General features: G+C 55.6%; 12 protein-coding genes, 2 tRNA genes, 1 rRNA gene and 1 riboswitch. Of the genes, 4 read left to right on the plus strand and 11 right to left on the minus strand.

Translation table 11 applies throughout. The features are described 5' to 3' along the window. Positions 1-177: 177 nt before the first annotated feature. From BFV63_RS21440 to btuB, 5 genes are all read right to left on the minus strand, one after another. Positions 178-253: transfer RNA gene (locus BFV63_RS21440), tRNA-Ala, on the minus strand. Positions 254-358: 105 nt separating this feature from the next. After that, positions 359-435 (minus strand) — tRNA-Ile (locus tag BFV63_RS21445). 70 nt (positions 436-505) lie between these two features. Next, positions 506-2047, minus strand: a 16S ribosomal RNA gene (locus tag BFV63_RS21450). Between the two features lie 387 nt (positions 2048-2434). Beyond that, on the minus strand, positions 2435-3286 hold the full coding sequence (gene murI, locus BFV63_RS21455; RefSeq protein ID WP_003862067.1) for a glutamate racemase: 852 nt from the start codon (positions 3284-3286) through the stop codon (positions 2435-2437). Then, positions 3231-5081 (minus strand): TonB-dependent vitamin B12 receptor BtuB, encoded by a 1851-nt coding sequence (btuB, locus tag BFV63_RS21460; RefSeq protein WP_048241652.1) that lies wholly within the window; start codon positions 5079-5081, stop codon positions 3231-3233. Before btuB ends, murI begins: the two co-directional genes overlap by 56 nt. 66 nt (positions 5082-5147) lie before the next feature. Further along, positions 5148-5323: riboswitch (cobalamin riboswitch) on the minus strand. Between the two features lie 104 nt (positions 5324-5427). Here btuB and trmA point away from each other — a divergent pair. Continuing rightward, positions 5428-6528 (plus strand): tRNA (uridine(54)-C5)-methyltransferase TrmA, encoded by a 1101-nt coding sequence (gene trmA / locus BFV63_RS21465; RefSeq protein WP_003862063.1) that lies wholly within the window; start codon positions 5428-5430, stop codon positions 6526-6528. A gap of 90 nt (positions 6529-6618) precedes the next feature. Here the strand turns inward: trmA and BFV63_RS21470 are convergent, their stop codons facing one another. Further along, the gene (locus BFV63_RS21470; RefSeq protein WP_003862061.1) at positions 6619-6978 is read right to left on the minus strand and encodes a YijD family membrane protein; all 360 of its coding nucleotides are present in this window, start codon (positions 6976-6978) and stop codon (positions 6619-6621) included. Between the two features lie 9 nt (positions 6979-6987). Next, a complete protein-coding gene (gene fabR / locus BFV63_RS21475) occupies positions 6988-7626 on the minus strand; it encodes an HTH-type transcriptional repressor FabR (RefSeq protein ID WP_003862059.1) in 639 nt (212 codons plus the stop codon). 191 nt (positions 7627-7817) lie between these two features. Between fabR and sthA the strand changes: the two genes are divergently transcribed. Further along, positions 7818-9218, plus strand: coding sequence for a Si-specific NAD(P)(+) transhydrogenase (gene sthA, locus BFV63_RS21480; protein WP_047653779.1), 1401 nt, complete (start codon positions 7818-7820; stop codon positions 9216-9218). Here the strand turns inward: sthA and oxyR are convergent. From oxyR to argC, 4 genes are all read right to left on the minus strand, one after another. Then, positions 9201-10118, minus strand: coding sequence for a DNA-binding transcriptional regulator OxyR (oxyR, locus tag BFV63_RS21485; RefSeq protein WP_003862055.1), 918 nt, complete (start codon positions 10116-10118; stop codon positions 9201-9203). The two genes, sthA and oxyR, sit on opposite strands and share 18 nt — an antisense overlap. Positions 10119-10423: 305 nt before the next feature. Continuing rightward, complete coding sequence (gene argH / locus BFV63_RS21490; RefSeq protein WP_048241649.1) at positions 10424-11797, minus strand: argininosuccinate lyase; 1374 nt, start codon at positions 11795-11797, stop codon at positions 10424-10426. Between the two features lie 105 nt (positions 11798-11902). After that, positions 11903-12679, minus strand: a complete 777-nt coding sequence (gene argB / locus BFV63_RS21495) for an acetylglutamate kinase (protein ID WP_086527949.1) — start codon at positions 12677-12679, stop codon at positions 11903-11905. Positions 12680-12685: 6 nt separating this feature from the next. Then, positions 12686-13690: an N-acetyl-gamma-glutamyl-phosphate reductase gene (gene argC, locus BFV63_RS21500; RefSeq protein ID WP_048241647.1), complete on the minus strand. Its 1005-nt coding sequence runs from the start codon at positions 13688-13690 to the stop codon at positions 12686-12688. A gap of 88 nt (positions 13691-13778) precedes the next feature. On the opposite strand from argC, the gene argE reads away from it, so the two are divergent. Next, on the plus strand, positions 13779-14930 hold the full coding sequence (gene argE / locus BFV63_RS21505) for an acetylornithine deacetylase (protein WP_003862050.1): 1152 nt from the start codon (positions 13779-13781) through the stop codon (positions 14928-14930). 271 nt (positions 14931-15201) lie between these two features. Further along, positions 15202-17853, plus strand: coding sequence for a phosphoenolpyruvate carboxylase (gene ppc, locus BFV63_RS21510; RefSeq protein WP_017383108.1), 2652 nt, complete (start codon positions 15202-15204; stop codon positions 17851-17853). Positions 17854-17950: the final 97 nt, after the last annotated feature.

Here is a 17950-nt window from a genome sequence, read left to right on the forward strand (position 1 = left end):
CAACCCGAAGATGTTTCTTTCGATTCATCATCGACTTGCGAAAATTTGAGAGACTCGAACACACATGAGCTGTGTGTCGTTTCAATTTTCAGCTTGATCCAGATTTTTAAAGAGCAAAACTTCGCAGTGCACCTTTTCAGGTTCACTCTGAAGTTTTCTTGTGTTCGCAGTAAAAGATGGTGGAGCTATGCGGGATCGAACCGCAGACCTCCTGCGTGCAAGGCAGGCGCTCTCCCAGCTGAGCTATAGCCCCATCGTAGTCACCTCTGTACCGGTAATTTTTGTTGAGGCAAGGCGTGGTGACACGAAGCATACTCAGGTATGTGAGTGTCGCCGCAACGCAGCATCAGCAAAAATTTGGTAGGCCTGAGTGGACTTGAACCACCGACCTCACCCTTATCAGGGGTGCGCTCTAACCACCTGAGCTACAAGCCTGTAGAGGTTTTTTACTGCTGTTTTTCATCAGACAATCTGTGTGAGCACTGCAAAGGCAGGTTCTTTAAGGTAAGGAGGTGATCCAACCGCAGGTTCCCCTACGGTTACCTTGTTACGACTTCACCCCAGTCATGAATCACAAAGTGGTAAGCGCCCTCCCGAAGGTTAAGCTACCTACTTCTTTTGCAACCCACTCCCATGGTGTGACGGGCGGTGTGTACAAGGCCCGGGAACGTATTCACCGTGGCATTCTGATCCACGATTACTAGCGATTCCGACTTCATGGAGTCGAGTTGCAGACTCCAATCCGGACTACGACGCACTTTATGAGGTCCGCTTGCTCTCGCGAGGTCGCTTCTCTTTGTATGCGCCATTGTAGCACGTGTGTAGCCCTACTCGTAAGGGCCATGATGACTTGACGTCATCCCCACCTTCCTCCAGTTTATCACTGGCAGTCTCCTTTGAGTTCCCGGCCTAACCGCTGGCAACAAAGGATAAGGGTTGCGCTCGTTGCGGGACTTAACCCAACATTTCACAACACGAGCTGACGACAGCCATGCAGCACCTGTCTCAGAGTTCCCGAAGGCACCAAAGCATCTCTGCTAAGTTCTCTGGATGTCAAGAGTAGGTAAGGTTCTTCGCGTTGCATCGAATTAAACCACATGCTCCACCGCTTGTGCGGGCCCCCGTCAATTCATTTGAGTTTTAACCTTGCGGCCGTACTCCCCAGGCGGTCGACTTAACGCGTTAGCTCCGGAAGCCACGCCTCAAGGGCACAACCTCCAAGTCGACATCGTTTACGGCGTGGACTACCAGGGTATCTAATCCTGTTTGCTCCCCACGCTTTCGCACCTGAGCGTCAGTCTTTGTCCAGGGGGCCGCCTTCGCCACCGGTATTCCTCCAGATCTCTACGCATTTCACCGCTACACCTGGAATTCTACCCCCCTCTACAAGACTCTAGCCTGCCAGTTTCGAATGCAGTTCCCAGGTTGAGCCCGGGGATTTCACATCCGACTTGACAGACCGCCTGCGTGCGCTTTACGCCCAGTAATTCCGATTAACGCTTGCACCCTCCGTATTACCGCGGCTGCTGGCACGGAGTTAGCCGGTGCTTCTTCTGCGGGTAACGTCAATCGACAAGGTTATTAACCTTATCGCCTTCCTCCCCGCTGAAAGTACTTTACAACCCGAAGGCCTTCTTCATACACGCGGCATGGCTGCATCAGGCTTGCGCCCATTGTGCAATATTCCCCACTGCTGCCTCCCGTAGGAGTCTGGACCGTGTCTCAGTTCCAGTGTGGCTGGTCATCCTCTCAGACCAGCTAGGGATCGTTGCCTAGGTGAGCCGTTACCCCACCTACTAGCTAATCCCATCTGGGCACATCCGATGGCAAGAGGCCCGAAGGTCCCCCTCTTTGGTCTTGCGACGTTATGCGGTATTAGCTACCGTTTCCAGTAGTTATCCCCCTCCATCAGGCAGTTTCCCAGACATTACTCACCCGTCCGCCACTCGTCAGCAAAGCAGCAAGCTGCTTCCTGTTACCGTTCGACTTGCATGTGTTAGGCCTGCCGCCAGCGTTCAATCTGAGCCATGATCAAACTCTTCAATTTAAAAGCTTGATGCTCAATGAATTAAACTTCGTAATGAATTACGTGTTCACTCGTTGAGACTTGGTATTCATTTATCGTCCGAGGACGTTAAGAATCCATGTCACTTTGAGTGCCCACACAGATTGTCTGATAAATTGTTAAAGAGCAGTTGCAACGCGGCTTTCAGCACATCGTTGCGAGGTCCCGTATATTACGTTTTCCTCATTCAGAGTCAAGCAATTATTTTCACTTTTTTCTGTTGGCGTTCATCTCTGAACCCCGCTGCCCCGGCGGCTTGCAAGCCGTTGTTCCGTGTCAGTGGAGGCGCATTATAGGGAGTTCTCAGACGTTGACAACCCCTCTTTGAAAAAAAAACGTTCAACCGTCTCTTTTTTGCTCAAAACCGTGCTACAGCGCCAGTTTTTCGAGCGTTTCAAAGCCATAACGACGTAAAACGGGCAAAAGTTGTTCAGTTTCTTTTGTTATCGCCATACAAAAAGCGATGTTCGCATCAGCGGATTTCGCATCCGGCGCCTCGTGTTCCAGCAGCCAGGCCGTCCGACGCGCAATCGCAGCACCGGAATCCACCAGCCGGGTCCCTTCAGGCAGAACCTTTAACAGCTCTTCCTGTAATAGCGGGAAATGGGTACAGCCGAGAACAACCGTATCCGGTGGTTCCTGCATCCGCAGCCATGGACGCAGAATACGACGCAGCTCTTCAAGCGATACCGTCTCGCCGTGCAGTTTCGCTTCCGCCATTTCCACCAGCTCCGCGGAGCCGAGCATGGCGATCTGGCATTCATTGGCAAAGCGCTCAATAAGCTCACGCGTATAAGGACGTTTTACCGTACCACGCGTAGCCAGCAACCCCACAATGCCGTTCGCCGTCAGACGCGCCGCAGGTTTGATTGCCGGAACAACGCCCACAACCGGGAACGGGAATTTTTCGCGCAGGGCAGGAAGAGAGACCGTGCTTGCCGTATTACAGGCAATGACCGCCAGCGCCAGAGGATAACGCTTTTGTACCGCGGTGACGATTTCAACCACACGCTCAACAATAAAGTCTTCACTCTTTTCCCCATACGGGAACGCGACGTTATCGAAGGCGTAGATGTAATGGAGATCCGGCAGGAGCTGCCGAATCTCATCATAGACCGAAAGCCCACCGACGCCGGAATCAAACACCAGCACGGTGGGACGCGGATCAGAAGGTGTAGCTGCCAGACAAGGTGTATTCCCGTCCTGCAGTTTGGTAGCCATAAACTGTCTCGTAATCTTTATCGAACAGGTTGGCTATTTTACCACGAACTGTGAGATGAGAGGTGACGGGATATGAAACCGCGACGTCCCACAGGCTGACGCCGCCCATTTTCACGCGTTCTGTTGCATAGGTATTCGGATCAACGGCAACGTCATAGCGAGTGCCCAGATAACGGTACGCCAGATTCCAGTCGAGATCCCACACCTGCCAGTCAAGCTGATACTTAACCTGCTGCTTTGAGCGACGTGCCAGGACTTCGTTGGTTTTCGCATTGCGCGGGTCAACGTAGTCATAGGAAATTTGGTGCCCTACCGGTCCGGTATCGAACTGCGCCGTCACCTCAATCCCTTTGATGCGAGCCTCATCCACGTTGTAATAACGGTAGGTCCGCGGGTCGCTGTTAATCAGGTTATCAATATCATTACGATAACCCGTCACGCGCCAGTTTACCGGCCCCGTCAGGCCTTCAAAACCACCTTCCCACTGCTTACTCTCTTCTGGCTTCAGGTCCGGATTGCCGTAATCCTTACTGTGGATCTGGCTCATGGTCGGCGCTTTATACGCTGTGCCGTAAGAACCGATGATGCGATACCCGTCGATGAACTCCCATGCGGCGCTGGTCTGCCAGGTGGCATGATTGCCAAAGTTAGAGTTATCGTCATTACGCGCCGCCGCTTCCAGCGTCACGCTGTTGAACTGCTGCATCGCCGAAAGGAACACGCCGGTATTACGTTGTTCGTAACCTTTTTCCAGATAGCCCGTACCCGCCTGGGTTTTCTGCTTCTGCCAGTCCAGACCCGCGCCGATATTGCCGTGCCCCACTTCAACCGTATTAAGCCACTGGGTGGTGTACTGCTTCACGTCATCCATGGTTGCGGAGTCAGCGTAGCGGCCTTTTTTCGGATCATAGTTCTGATCTTTGCTACGGCCATACCCTGCCACCAGCTGTGACTGGAAAATACCCTGGTTATAGCGCAACCCGGTGTCCCAGTTCTGGCTGTAAACCTGACGCGTGTCCGGCCGCCCATCAATGCCGGTCGCGCCATAGTGATCGTAACCGTCATACGCGGAGCGGTTATCGTAGCCAAAGCCACGGACGAATCCGCTGACGCTGTCGGTAAACTGCTGCTCCACCGAGCCAAACAGCGATTTACTCATAAAACCATCGCGGTCTGGCTGGCGCGGGGCATCTTTTGCGGCAATATCAAAACCACGGGTATAGGTATAATCACCGGCCATGGTGATTTTGGTTTTATCGAACACCTGCTGGAAGGCACCGTTATAGTTTTGATACCCCTTTGAACCGACACCCGCAGAAATTTCCGCACCCGGCTTGTCGCGCCCGCTAATGATGTTAATCACACCGCCAATCGCGTCGGAGCCATACAGCGCCGAACGTGGGCCGCGAATGTACTCAATACGCTGAATCAGCGACGTCGGAATTTGGCTTAAATCGGGAACGTTGCTGATCCCGGCATTATTCAGAGGGATACCATCAATCAGTACCAGAACATGGCGGGATTCCGTACCGCGAATAAACGTTGAAGAGGTCGACCCCATCCCGCCGCTTTGTGCGATGTCCACACCCGGCAGGCGTGACATGATTTCCACAACACTCGTTGCCTGCCAGCGTTCAATATCCTCACGCGTCACGACGGAGGTCGGAGCCAGAACGGTTTTTGCTGGTTGTTCGAAACGGTTTGCTGTCACCACCAACGAGTCGGCGCTTTCCTGCGCCCAGCCCGAAAATGCCGTGACGGAAAACACCGTCAACAGCGATACTTTTTTAATCATTGTTAAAGCATCCACAATATAAGAAGGATGCCGCAGGCCTCACCGATAGCACGCGATGATGAAACCAAATGCGACGTGATCCCGGCAGGTCTTCGGGCTGGGTGGCGTTATACGGATGAAGACTTCCCATTTTCACAGTGTCTGCAACTCTCATCCCGCCAGTCTTTACCGCTGCGCGTCAGCTCCAGATTTGCACTGGATTCCCTTTTCACTCTCAGGAGACCGGAAACAGAATGCTACAATTAGACACGTATAGATGTCCAGATAGCTATTAGCCATTAAATCTGGACATCCACTGCACAATCCCTACAATCCCCGCGTAATTCTTTATCACTCAGGACGCATCATGACCCCCGAACACCTCCCGACAGAACAGTACGACGCACAGCTGGCAGAAAAAGTTGTCCGCCTGCAAAGTATGATGACGCCTTTCAACGCGCCCGTTCCCGAGGTGTTTCGTTCTCCGGTCAGCCACTACCGTATGCGCGCTGAGTTCCGCATCTGGCACGATGGCGATGACCTGTACCACATCATTTTCGATCAGCAGACGAAATCCCGTATTCGCGTAGACAGTTTTCCGGCGGCGAGTGAGCTTATCAACCAGCTGATGACGCTGATGATCGACGGTGTGCGCAACAATCCGGTACTGCGCAACAAGCTGTTCCAGATTGACTACCTGACCACCCAAAGCAATCAGGCCATTGTTTCTCTGCTCTATCACAAAGCACTGACTGACGAGTGGCGCGAGCAGGCAGAAGCCCTGCGCGATGCGCTGCGCGCGCAGAATATCAACGTGCACCTGATTGGCCGCGCGACCAAAACCAAAATCATGCTGGACCAGGATTACATCGACGAGCGTCTGCCGGTGGCAGGAAAAGAGATGGTTTACCGTCAGGTGGAGAACAGCTTCACCCAGCCGAATGCCGCCATGAACGTGCAGATGCTGGAGTGGGCGTTGAAGGCGACGGAAGGGTCTAAGGGCGATCTGCTGGAACTCTACTGCGGTAACGGCAACTTCTCGCTGGCGCTGGCGCGTAACTTCGAACGCGTGCTGGCGACGGAAATCGCCAAACCGTCGGTGGCAGCCGCGCAGTACAACATCGCCGCTAACCATATTGATAACGTACAAATTATTCGTATGGCGGCAGAAGAGTTTACCCAGGCGATGAACGGCGTACGCGAGTTTAACCGCCTGCAAGGGATTGATTTGAAGAGCTACCAGTGTGAGACAATTTTTGTCGATCCGCCGCGCAGTGGCCTGGACAGCGAAACCGAGAAGATGGTGCAGGCGTACCCGCGTATTTTGTACATCTCCTGTAACCCGGAGACGCTGTGCAAGAATCTGGAAACATTGAGCCAGACGCACAAGGTTGAACGTCTGGCGCTGTTCGATCAGTTCCCGTATACGCACCATATGGAGTGCGGCGTACTGCTTACTGCACGATAATCTTTAGGCCGGATAAGCGTAGCGCCATCCGGCATTTTTTGGCAGGTGGCGCTTCGCTTACCTGCCCTACAACGACTACAAAACCCTTCTCTACTCCGGCAACTCGCTCTTGCGGCTACGCATGCGAGAGCCAATCCAGAACACCAGCGCCACAGACAGTACCGCAGGCAGGAAGTTAGAGCCAATATCCGGATACTCCGCGCGCACCACCGTGCTATAAAGCAATACACCCAGAATAAAACAGGCTGCGGCCAGTCCCGGTAACCCAACTGGCATCGTGCGGTTCAGATAACGTTGATGCAGGCAGTACACCGTCAGCACCAGCGCGATAATCGGGAAAATCGAGAACGGTACAATTGAGCTGAAAACCGCCGCAAACGTACCATTAATGGATAAGCCAGCGATCAATGCCAGCAACAGCGTTCCTTTATCCTGACCTGACTGTTTCATTACTCACCTTCACTCATCGTTTTGATGTGCCAACTTCTCTTGTTCACGGCGATACCAGTAGTACGCGCCTTTAGAAATCATCCGCAGCTGCAATACCAGTCGCTCTTCGAGTTGCTTACGTTGTTCAATGCTGACATCCAGCGCTTCAGCACCCGCGCTGAACACAATCGTCACCATCGCCTCAGCCTGTGCTTCAGTAAACGCACGCGGCATATGGTTTTCGAGTTCAAGATAGTCGGCAAGTTCCGCGATGAAATGCTGAATTTCACGCGCGACGGCGGCACGAAACGCGGCTGACGTTCCGGAACGCTCACGCAACAGCAGGCGAAACGCGTTAGGGTTATTGCCGATAAATTCCATAAATGTCGACACGGAAGTGCGGATCACGCTGCCGCCCTTGGCGATACGCTGACGCGCCTGACGCATAAGCTGGCGCAGCATCAAACCGCTCTCGTCGACCATGGTCAGGCCCAGTTCATCCACATCACGGAAATGACGATAGAAGGACGTTGGCGCAATCCCGGCCTCGCGCGCCACTTCACGCAGGCTCAAACTGGCAAAACTCCGCTCAGCACTCAGTTGACTGAATGCGGCTTCCACCAGCGAACGCCGGGTTTTCTCTTTTTGTTGTGCTCTTACGCCCATCACGATAGTTGAATCCTTCCAAAGGCCCGTTGGCACTATACCAGAGAATAAAATTAATCTGTTTACCTGACTTTGTGAATGATTGTTTACGCGCGGTTTGTGCTCCACTGCCCGAAAAAAGCACAACGATAATTGGGTTACCCTGGCAATGATGTTATGATTCTGTTGCTTTTATGTATAAGAACAGGTAAGCCATGCCACATTCCTACGATTACGACGCAATAGTTATTGGTTCCGGCCCCGGCGGCGAAGGTGCTGCTATGGGTCTGGTAAAACAGGGAGCCAGAGTAGCGGTTATTGAGCGCTACCATAATGTCGGCGGCGGTTGCACCCACTGGGGCACCATCCCTTCGAAAGCCCTCCGCCACGCCGTTAGCCGCATTATCGAATTTAACCAGAACCCTCTTTACAGCGACCACTCCCGACTTCTTCGCTCCTCCTTTGCCGATATCCTGAATCACGCAGACACGGTCATTAACCAGCAGACGCGCATGCGTCAGGGTTTCTATGAGCGCAACCACTGTGAAATTCTGCAAGGGAACGCGCATTTTGTGGATGAACACACCCTGGCGCTGGAGTGCCACGACGGTTCGGTTGAGACGCTCACCGCTGAAAAATTTGTGATCGCCTGCGGCTCCCGTCCTTACCATCCGGCAGACGTGGATTTCTCGCACCCGCGCATTTACGACAGCGACTCCATCCTCAGCCTGCAGCACGAGCCACGCCATGTGATCATTTATGGTGCGGGGGTGATTGGCTGTGAATATGCGTCGATCTTCCGCGGAATGGAGGTCAAAGTTGATTTGATCAACACCCGCGACCGGCTGCTGGCGTTCCTCGATCAGGAGATGTCAGATTCCCTCTCCTACCACTTCTGGAACAGTGGCGTGGTGATTCGCCACAACGAAGAGTACGAGAAAATCGAAGGCTGCGATGACGGTGTGATCATGCACCTGAAATCCGGTAAGAAGCTGAAAGCCGACTGCCTGCTGTATGCCAACGGCCGTACCGGCAACACGGATTCATTGCAGCTGGAGAATATCGGGCTTGAAACCGACAGCCGCGGCCAGCTCAAGGTCAACAGCATGTACCAGACTGCGCTGCCGCACGTTTACGCGGTGGGCGACGTGATTGGTTACCCAAGCCTGGCCTCCGCCGCTTACGATCAGGGCCGCATCGCCGCACAGGCGCTGGTGAAAGGTGAAGCGACGGCGCATCTGATTGAAGATATCCCGACGGGCATCTACACCATTCCGGAAATCAGCTCTGTCGGCAAAACCGAGCAGCAGCTGACGGCCATGAAGGTGCCTTACGAGGTGGGTCGTGCCCAGTTTAAACATCTGGCGCGGGCGCAAATCGTGGGAATGAGCGTAGGTACACTGAAGATCCTTTTCCATCGCGAGACGAAAGAGATCCTCGGTATTCACTGCTTCGGTGAACGCGCGGCGGAAATCATTCATATCGGCCAGGCGATCATGGAGCAAAAAGGTGGTGGCAACACCATTGAGTACTTCGTTAACACCACCTTTAACTACCCGACCATGGCGGAAGCTTATCGGGTCGCTGCGCTGAACGGCTTAAACCGCCTGTTTTAACGCGCTGTCAAAATGGCCATCCATCGCACCGCGGATGGCCTCTGCCAGCTGCTCATAGCGGCTGCGCAGCGGTGACCCCGGACGATAAACCAGACCAATGGTGCGACGCGGCTCCGGCTTAATACACGGCAGATAGACCACGCCATCACGTTTACGCTCGTGCGGCACCGCCAGCGCCGGCAACAGCGTAATACCGCTTCCCGCCGCCACCATATTACGCAGCGTTTCCAGGCTGGTTGCGCGGAAATGGGTATCTTCATCGGCACCCGCTTCGAAGCAGAAGCCCATCGCCTGATCGCGCAGACAGTGGCCGTCTTCCAGCATCAGCAGTTTTTCACCGGCCAGATCGGCCATCGGTACGCGATCGCGGTTCGCCCACGGGTGATCTTCATAGATCGCCAGCATCATCGGCTCATCGAACAGCGGTACTTCAATAAACGCTTCACTCTCTTTAACGAGCGCCAGAATCGCACAGTCGAGCTTACCGCTGTCTAACTGCGCCAGCAGCTGATGGGTTTGCGCTTCATGCAGGTACATTTCGAGTTTCGGGAACGTCTGGTGCAGCATCGGAATGATTTGCGGCAACAGGTACGGGCCAACGGTTGGGATCAGGCCAATATGCAGCGGGCCGGACATCGCTTCCCCCTGCTGGCTTGCCATTTCCTTGAGCACTTTGACCTCGCGCAACACGGTGCGCGCCTGATCCACCAGCAGCAGACCTGCCTGGGTGAACAGTACCTTACGACTGGTGCGCTCCAGCAGCATCACGCCCAGCTCATCTTCCAGCTTGCGGATCTGACCGCTCAGCGTTGGCTGGCTGACATGGCAGGAGTCTGCCGCGCGGCGAAAATGGCGATGCTCAGCTAACGCTACCAGGTATTCAAGATCACGAATATTCATTATTCATCCTCCGTCGCCACGATAGTTCATGGCGATAGATAGCATAGCAACGAACGATTATCCCTATCAAGCATTCTGTTGAATAATACATCACATAGACGAGGCGGCACGTGTTTGACCCTTGACGTCCCCGCACCGTCAGCGAGTTTCTCTCAAAACTCGAAAAACTAAAGCCAACGTGAACTTTTGCGGACCCCGTGGTCCGCTTTTTTTTGCGTAAAAGAAAGCCCAGCACTAAGCCAGGCTCCGTTTTTCTCCCTCTCCCAGTGGGAGAGGGCCGGGGTGAGGGCACCAGCCCGCACGGTTTAAACCAACCGGTTTTTCGCATCCGCAATCGCCTGCGCTACCTGCTTCGGTGACACGCCGCCTTTCGCTGCACGCTTATCCAGGCAGGATTGCAGGGCCAGAATCGGGTAGACGTCATCCCCGATAACCGCGCTGAATTTTTGCAGGTCGGCAAGCGCCAGCTCTTCAAGGGCTTTACCCTGACGAATCGCTTCCACTACCGCTTCACCCACAATATGGTGCGCCTCGCGGAACGGTACGCCTTTCGCCACCAGGTAGTCCGCCAGCTCGGTAGAGTTAGCATACCCCTGCTGCGCCGCTTCCTGGCAGCGCGGACGTTTCACCTGAATGCCGTCCAGCACCAGCGCGCCCATATGCAGACAGTCCAGCCAGGTGTCGAGCGCGTCGAACAGCCCCTCTTTGTCTTCCTGCATGTCTTTGTTGTACGCCAGCGGCAGCCCTTTCAGGGTCATCATCATACCGGTCAGCGCACCCTGCACGCGGCCACATTTCCCGCGGATCAGCTCCAGCGCGTCCGGGTTTTTCTTCTGCGGCATCAGGGAGGAGCCGGACGTCACACGGTCGGACAGCTCCACAAACCCGGCTTCGCCAGAGTTAAAGAAGATCAGGTCTTCGGCAAAGCGCGACAGGTGCACCATCCCGATAGACGCATTTGAGAGCAGTTCCAGCACGTGGTCACGGTCAGAGACGCTGTCCAGACTATTGCGGGTGGCGGAGGCAAAGCCCAGCCAGCCTGCCAGCTGCTCACGGTCAATTTCATAAGCCGTGCCGGCAAGCGCGCCGCTGCCCAGCGGGCTCACGTCCAGACGCTTTAAGGTATCCTGTAAACGGCTCTCATCACGCGCCAGCATCTCAACATAGGCCAGACACCAGTGCGCGAACGTCACCGGCTGCGCGCGTTGCAGGTGGGTATAACCCGGCATCACCGCGTCCTGATTGTTCTGCGCGGTGTCCACCAGCGCGCCCTGCAACTGACGATTCGCCGCCAGCAGTTCGCCGACGGTCTCTTTGCACCACAGCTTCAGGTCGGTCGCCACCTGGTCATTACGGCTACGCCCGGTATGGAGCTTTTTACCCAACTGGCCGACTTTGTCGATCAGTTTGCCTTCCACCCAGCTGTGAATATCTTCAGCATCGCTCTGGAGGATTTGCTGCGGATCCAGACGCACCTCTTCCAGCAGATTGTTCAGCGCCTCTTCCAGCTGCTGCTGTTCGTCTGCGGTCAGCACGCCAACGGTCACCAGCGCTTTGGACCAGGCCACAGAGCCGTCAATATCCTGTTCGGCCAGGCGGTAGTCGAAGCGCAAAGAGTCGTTGAACTGTTTGAACCGCTGATCCGCTGCCTGTGTAAAACGCCCACCCCAAAGTGCCATAACGAATTTCCTTAATGATGATATTTTTGCCCGGTGGCGCTGCGCTTACCGGGCCTACAAAATTCACGTAGGCCGGATAAGCAAAGCGCCATCCGGCACAGAAACTTAAGCCAGAATACGCGTACCAATCGGCGTACCGTTAAACAGCGCCGGGAGTTGCTCCGCGTGCCGCCAGGAGGCGATATCCACCGGGCGACCCAACGTGCGGGCCGCATCCAGCGCCGCATTCACTTTAACAATCATGCCGTCGGTGATAATGCCTTGATCGATCAGCTGCTCGGCTTTTGCGGCGGTCATTTCCGCAATACGCTGGCCTTTGCCGTCCAGTATGCCGCTCACGTCGGAGAGCAAGATCAGGTCTGCGCCCAGCGTGGCCGCCAGCGCGGTTGCCGCCTGGTCAGCGTTAACGTTCATCAGCTCGCCCTCTTCGGTCACGCCGATTGAGCTTACCACCGGCAGGAAACCGCCTTCCAGCAGGGTGTTAATCAGCTTAGGCGAACCCGGCTGCGCCAGTCCAACATGGCCAAGCTCTTCGTCGAGCTGGGTCACTTTCACGCTATCGCCATCGCCCAGACAGAGGCCAACGGAGGCGATATGGTGTTTCTTCGCCCACGCCAGCAGCGTTTTGTTCGCCGTGCCCGCCAGCGCGCCGGTAATGATGTCAATCTGGTCGGCAGGCGTCACGCGCAGGCCATTTTTCTTTTTCACCGGCAGGTTGAGCCCTTTCATCAGCTCATCCACCACACAGCCGCCGCCGTGCACAATCACCAGCGGACGTTGGTGTGATTCACGATAGTTCACCAGTGCGTTAAACAGGCGCTCCAGCGCTTCTTCGCTGTCCAGCAGTACACCACCGAGTTTGATAATTAATGGGTTCATCATCACACCTTAAATAAGAGCCTGCGTTTCAGGGAAGCCGAAACGAATATTTGCACACTGCATTGCCTGTGCGGCAGCGCCTTTGAGTAGGTTATCTTCTGCTGCCACCACGATGAGATGCTCACCCTGCACGGCAAAGCCGATATCGCAGAACGGCAGGCCGACCACATTTTTCAGCGCCGGCACGCCTTTGTCGTACGGGCGCACCAGCGGTTTGTCCGCATACGCCTGCGTGAAGACCTCGTTCACCTGTTCTTTGGTCACACCCGGCTTCAGGCGGCAGGTAATGGTTTCGAGGATCCCGCGCGGGAAGCTGCCCAGATGCGGGGTGAAAATGACGTCCGCGCCCAGATGCGTCGTGATTTCAGGATGATGACGGTGGTTAAACACGCCATACGGCTGAAGGCTCACTTCGCAGAAGCTGTTGGAGATTGCCGCTTTGCGCCCGGCGCCGCTCACGCCACTGGTGGCGTTGATCACCGGCCACTGGTTCAGATCCAGCAACCCGGCGTCGATCAGCGGCTTCAGGGAAAGCTGCGCCGCCGTCGGGTAGCATCCCGGAACGGCAATCAGGTTCGCTTCTTTCAGTTTATCTGCGCTCCACTCCGCCAGGCCGTACACCGCTTTTTCAAGCAGATCCGGATGCTGGTGGGTGAAACCGTAATATTTTTCGTAGAACGCGCCGTCGTTAACGCGGAACGCGCCGGAGAGATCGAACACCACGCATCCGGCTGCCAGGAACTGCGGCGCCAGGTCGTGACTGACCTCGTGTGCGGTGGCTAAAAACACCACGTCAACGCCGTCGGTAAACTCGCTGATGTCAGACATGGGCTGCAAAGGCAAATCAACCACGCCCTTAAGTTGTGGATGCAAATCGGAAATTAACTTTCCGGCATCATTGCTTTGCGCTGACACGGTCAAAGCGGTTATGGTCATATGAGGGTGGCGATTTACGTAGCTTACAAGCTCTGCGCCCGCATAACCGCTAGCGCCTACAATCAGCGTATTCAACATCGGGTTCCTTTATGCTCAACGTTAATGTATTTTTATTCACATTTATTGCATGAATATTGATACTATCACGACCTAAGGTGTGTCAACAATGAAAATGAACTTACCGCCATTTATCGAGATTTACCGCGCCCTGATCGCCACACCCTCCATCAGCGCGACGGAAGAAGCCCTGGATCAGAGCAATGAGTCTTTAATCAATCTGCTGGCGGGTTGGTTTAGCGATCTTGGGTTTAACGTTGAGGTTCAGCCCGTCCCCGGAACACGTCACAAATTTAACCTGCTCGCCAGTACCGGACATGGCGCGGGCGGCCTGCTGCTGGCTGGGCACACTGACACCGTGCCGTTTGATGATGGCCGCTGGACGCGCGATCCGTTCACGCTGACCGAGCATGACAACAAGCTTTATGGTCTGGGCACCGCCGACATGAAAGGCTTCTTCGCCTTTATCCTCGACGCGCTGCGTGACGTGGACGTGACGAAGCTGAAAAAACCGCTCTACATTCTGGCGACCGCCGATGAAGAGACCAGCATGGCGGGCGCACGTTATTTCTCTGAAAACACATCGATTCGTCCTGACTGCGCGATCATCGGCGAACCGACCTCTCTGCAACCGATTCGGGCGCACAAAGGCCATATTTCTACCGCGGTGCGCGTACTGGGCCAGTCCGGCCACTCCAGCGATCCGGCGCGCGGCGTGAACGCCATTGAGCTGATGCATGACGCGATTGGCCGCATCATGACCCTGCGCGACGATCTGAAAGAGCGCTATCACTACGAGGCGTTCACCGTGCCTTACCCAACGCTTAACCTCGGCAGCCTGCACGGCGGTGATGCGTCCAACCGTATCTGCGCCTGCTGCGAACTGCATATGGATATCCGTCCTCTGCCGGGTATGACGCTGAGCGATCTGGATGGCTTACTGAACGAAGCGCTGGCACCGGTCAGCGAGCGCTGGCCGGGCCGTCTGACGGTCTCCGAACTGCATCCGCCGATTCCAGGCTACGAATGCCCGCCTGACCACCAGCTGGTTCAGGTGGTGGAAAAACTGCTTGGCGAGAAAACCGACGTGGTGAACTACTGCACCGAAGCGCCGTTTATTCAGACGCTGTGCCCGACGCTGGTTCTGGGCCCTGGCTCCATCAACCAGGCACACCAGCCGGACGAATATCTCGAAACCCGCTTCATCAAGCCCACCCGCGAACTCATTACCCAGGTTGTGCATCACTTCTGCTGGCATTAAAACCGCACCGAAAAGTCCCCTCTCCCTGTGGGAGAGGGTTAGGGTGAGGGCAACAAATCGCATGATCACCGTCACATTTCCATAAGCATCTCTTATCTGACGCAATGCGAATTAAATTTCGTAAATTGTCCGCATTTATTCGTCTGCTGAACCGTTTTCGCAGCAATTGACGACGGGGGTTTTACGTGGCTTTATAAAGGGAGATGACAAAATAATGTCCAGAAGATTTTCGCCTGGGCATAAACAAAAATGATGGGGTGACTGGGTTTTTATGAACGAACAATATTCCGCGTTGCGTAGTAATGTCAGTATGCTCGGCAAAGTGCTTGGAGATACCATCAAAGACGCACTGGGGGAGAACATCCTCGACCGCGTTGAAACCATCCGCAAGCTGTCCAAATCTTCCCGCGCCGGTAATGAGGCCAATCGTCAGGAGCTGCTTACCACCTTGCAGAACCTCTCCAACGATGAGCTGCTGCCCGTTGCCCGCGCCTTCAGCCAGTTCCTGAACCTGGCCAACACCGCTGAGCAATACCACAGCATTTCGCCAAAAGGCGAAGCGGCCAGCAACCCGGAAGTCATTGCCCGCACCCTTCGTAAACTCAAAGACCAGCCCGACCTCAACGAAGCGACCATCAAAAAAGCGGTGGAATCCCTTTCGCTGGAGCTGGTGCTGACCGCACACCCAACCGAAATCACCCGTCGTACTCTGATCCACAAAATGGTGGAAGTGAACAACTGTCTGAAGCAGTTGGATAACAAAGACATCGCCGACTACGAACGTAACCAGCTTATGCGCCGCCTGCGCCAGCTGATTGCCCAGTCCTGGCACACCGATGAAATTCGTAAGCATCGCCCAAGCCCGGTCGACGAAGCCAAGTGGGGCTTTGCGGTGGTGGAAAACAGCCTGTGGGAAGGGGTACCCAACTACCTGCGCGAGCTGAACGAACAGCTGGAAGAAAATCTGGGCTATCGCCTGCCGGTCGACTTTGTGCCGGTTCGCTTCACCTCCTGGATGGGCGGCGACCGCGACGGCAACCCGAACGTGACGGCGGAAATCACCCGTCACGTCCTGCTGCTGAGCCGCTGGAAAGCGACCGACCTGTTCCTGAAAGATATCCAGGTACTGATCTCCGAGCTGTCGATGGTGGAAGCGACGCCGGAACTGCGCGCGCTGGCCGGTGAAGAAGGCGCCAGCGAGCCGTACCGCTTCCTGATGAAAAAGCTGCGCGGTCAGCTGATGGCCACTCAGGCCTGGCTGGAAGCGCGCCTGAAAGGCCAGCGCCTGCCGAAGCCGGAAGGTCTGCTGAGCCAGAACGAACAGCTCTGGGAGCCTCTATACGCCTGCTATAAATCGCTCCAGGCTTGTGGGATGGGCATCATTGCCAACGGCGAACTGCTCGACACCCTGCGCCGCGTGAAGTGTTTCGGCGTGCCGCTGGTGCGTATCGACGTTCGTCAGGAAAGTACCCGTCATACCGAAGCGCTGGGCGAGCTGACCCGCTACCTCGGCATCGGCGACTATGAAAGCTGGTCAGAAGCCGACAAACAGGCGTTCCTGATCCGCGAGCTGAACTCCAAGCGCCCGCTGCTGCCGCGCAACTGGGAGCCAAGCAATGACACCCGCGAAGTGCTCAACACCTGTAAAGCGATTGTAGATGCGCCGAAAGGATCGGTGGCCGCCTACGTGATCTCCATGGCGAAGACCCCGTCCGACGTGCTGGGCGTTCACCTTCTACTGAAAGAAGCGGGCATTGACTATGCTCTGCCGGTAGCACCGCTGTTTGAGACTCTCGACGACCTGAACAACGCTAACGACGTGATGACCCAGCTGCTGAACATCGACTGGTATCGCGGCTTTATTCAGGGCAAACAGATGGTGATGATCGGCTATTCCGACTCCGCGAAAGATGCGGGGGTGATGGCAGCCTCCTGGGCGCAGTATCAGGCGCAGGATGCACTGATCAAAACCTGTGAGAAAGCCGGTATCGAGCTGACCCTGTTCCACGGACGCGGTGGCTCAATTGGTCGTGGCGGTGCGCCTGCACACGCGGCGCTGCTCTCTCAACCACCAGGAAGCCTGAAAGGCGGCCTGCGCGTGACCGAGCAGGGCGAGATGATCCGCTTCAAGTACGGCCTGCCGGAAGTGACCATCAGCAGCCTGTCGCTTTATACCAGCGCGATCCTCGAAGCCAACCTGCTGCCGCCGCCGGAGCCAAAAGAATCCTGGTGCCGGATTATGGACGAACTGTCTGACATCTCCTGCGATCTGTACCGCGGCTACGTGCGTGAAAACAAAGATTTTGTCCCTTACTTCCGCTCGGCCACGCCTGAACAGGAGCTGGGTAAACTGCCGCTGGGCTCGCGTCCTGCAAAGCGTCGCCCGACCGGTGGCGTTGAATCCCTGCGCGCCATTCCATGGATCTTCGCCTGGACGCAAAACCGCTTAATGCTGCCAGCCTGGCTGGGTGCCGGTGCGGCGCTGCAAAAAGTGGTGGAAGACGGTAAGCAGAGCGAACTGGAAACCATGTGCCGCGACTGGCCATTCTTCTCTACCCGTCTGGGAATGCTGGAGATGGTCTTCTCGAAGGCCGACCTGTGGCTGGCGGAATACTACGATCAGCGCCTGGTGAAGCCGGAGCTGTGGGCGCTGGGCAAAGAGCTGCGCGAACTGCTGGAAGGCGACATCAAAGTGGTGCTGGACATCGCTAACGACTCCCACCTGATGGAAGACCTGCCGTGGATCGCCGAGTCTATCCAGCTGCGTAACATCTACACCGACCCGCTGAACGTTTTACAGGCTGAACTGCTGCACCGTTCGCGTCTGGCGGAAGAGGAAGGTAAAGAGCCGGATCCACGCGTTGAACAGGCGCTGATGGTGACGATTGCGGGCGTTGCGGCAGGTATGCGTAACACCGGTTAATCGGTTTTGCCGGGTGGCGTTTACGCTTACCCGGCCTAAAATAGGCTTTTCGTAGGCCCGGCAAGCACCAGCGCCGCCGGGCAATACCCTGGTATCC

The sequence above is a fragment of the Enterobacter hormaechei subsp. xiangfangensis genome (assembly GCF_001729785.1).
GTDB classification, from domain to species: Bacteria; Pseudomonadota; Gammaproteobacteria; order Enterobacterales; family Enterobacteriaceae; genus Enterobacter; species Enterobacter hormaechei_C.

Bases quoted from the DNA above. Each gene is read 5' to 3' on its own strand.
- murI (WP_003862067.1), bottom strand. From the start codon at position 3,286: ATGGCTACCAAACTGCAGGACGGGAATACACCTTGTCTGGCAGCTACA.
- btuB (WP_048241652.1), bottom strand. From the start codon at position 5,081: ATGATTAAAAAAGTATCGCTGTTGACGGTGTTTTCCGTCACGGCATTT.
- trmA (WP_003862063.1), top strand. From the start codon at position 5,428: ATGACCCCCGAACACCTCCCGACAGAACAGTACGACGCACAGCTGGCA.
- BFV63_RS21470 (WP_003862061.1), bottom strand. From the start codon at position 6,978: ATGAAACAGTCAGGTCAGGATAAAGGAACGCTGTTGCTGGCATTGATC.
- sthA (WP_047653779.1), top strand. From the start codon at position 7,818: ATGCCACATTCCTACGATTACGACGCAATAGTTATTGGTTCCGGCCCC.
- oxyR (WP_003862055.1), bottom strand. From the start codon at position 10,118: ATGAATATTCGTGATCTTGAATACCTGGTAGCGTTAGCTGAGCATCGC.
- argH (WP_048241649.1), bottom strand. From the start codon at position 11,797: ATGGCACTTTGGGGTGGGCGTTTTACACAGGCAGCGGATCAGCGGTTC.
- argB (WP_086527949.1), bottom strand. From the start codon at position 12,679: ATGATGAACCCATTAATTATCAAACTCGGTGGTGTACTGCTGGACAGC.
- argC (WP_048241647.1), bottom strand. From the start codon at position 13,690: ATGTTGAATACGCTGATTGTAGGCGCTAGCGGTTATGCGGGCGCAGAG.
- argE (WP_003862050.1), top strand. From the start codon at position 13,779: ATGAAAATGAACTTACCGCCATTTATCGAGATTTACCGCGCCCTGATC.
- ppc (WP_017383108.1), top strand. From the start codon at position 15,202: ATGAACGAACAATATTCCGCGTTGCGTAGTAATGTCAGTATGCTCGGC.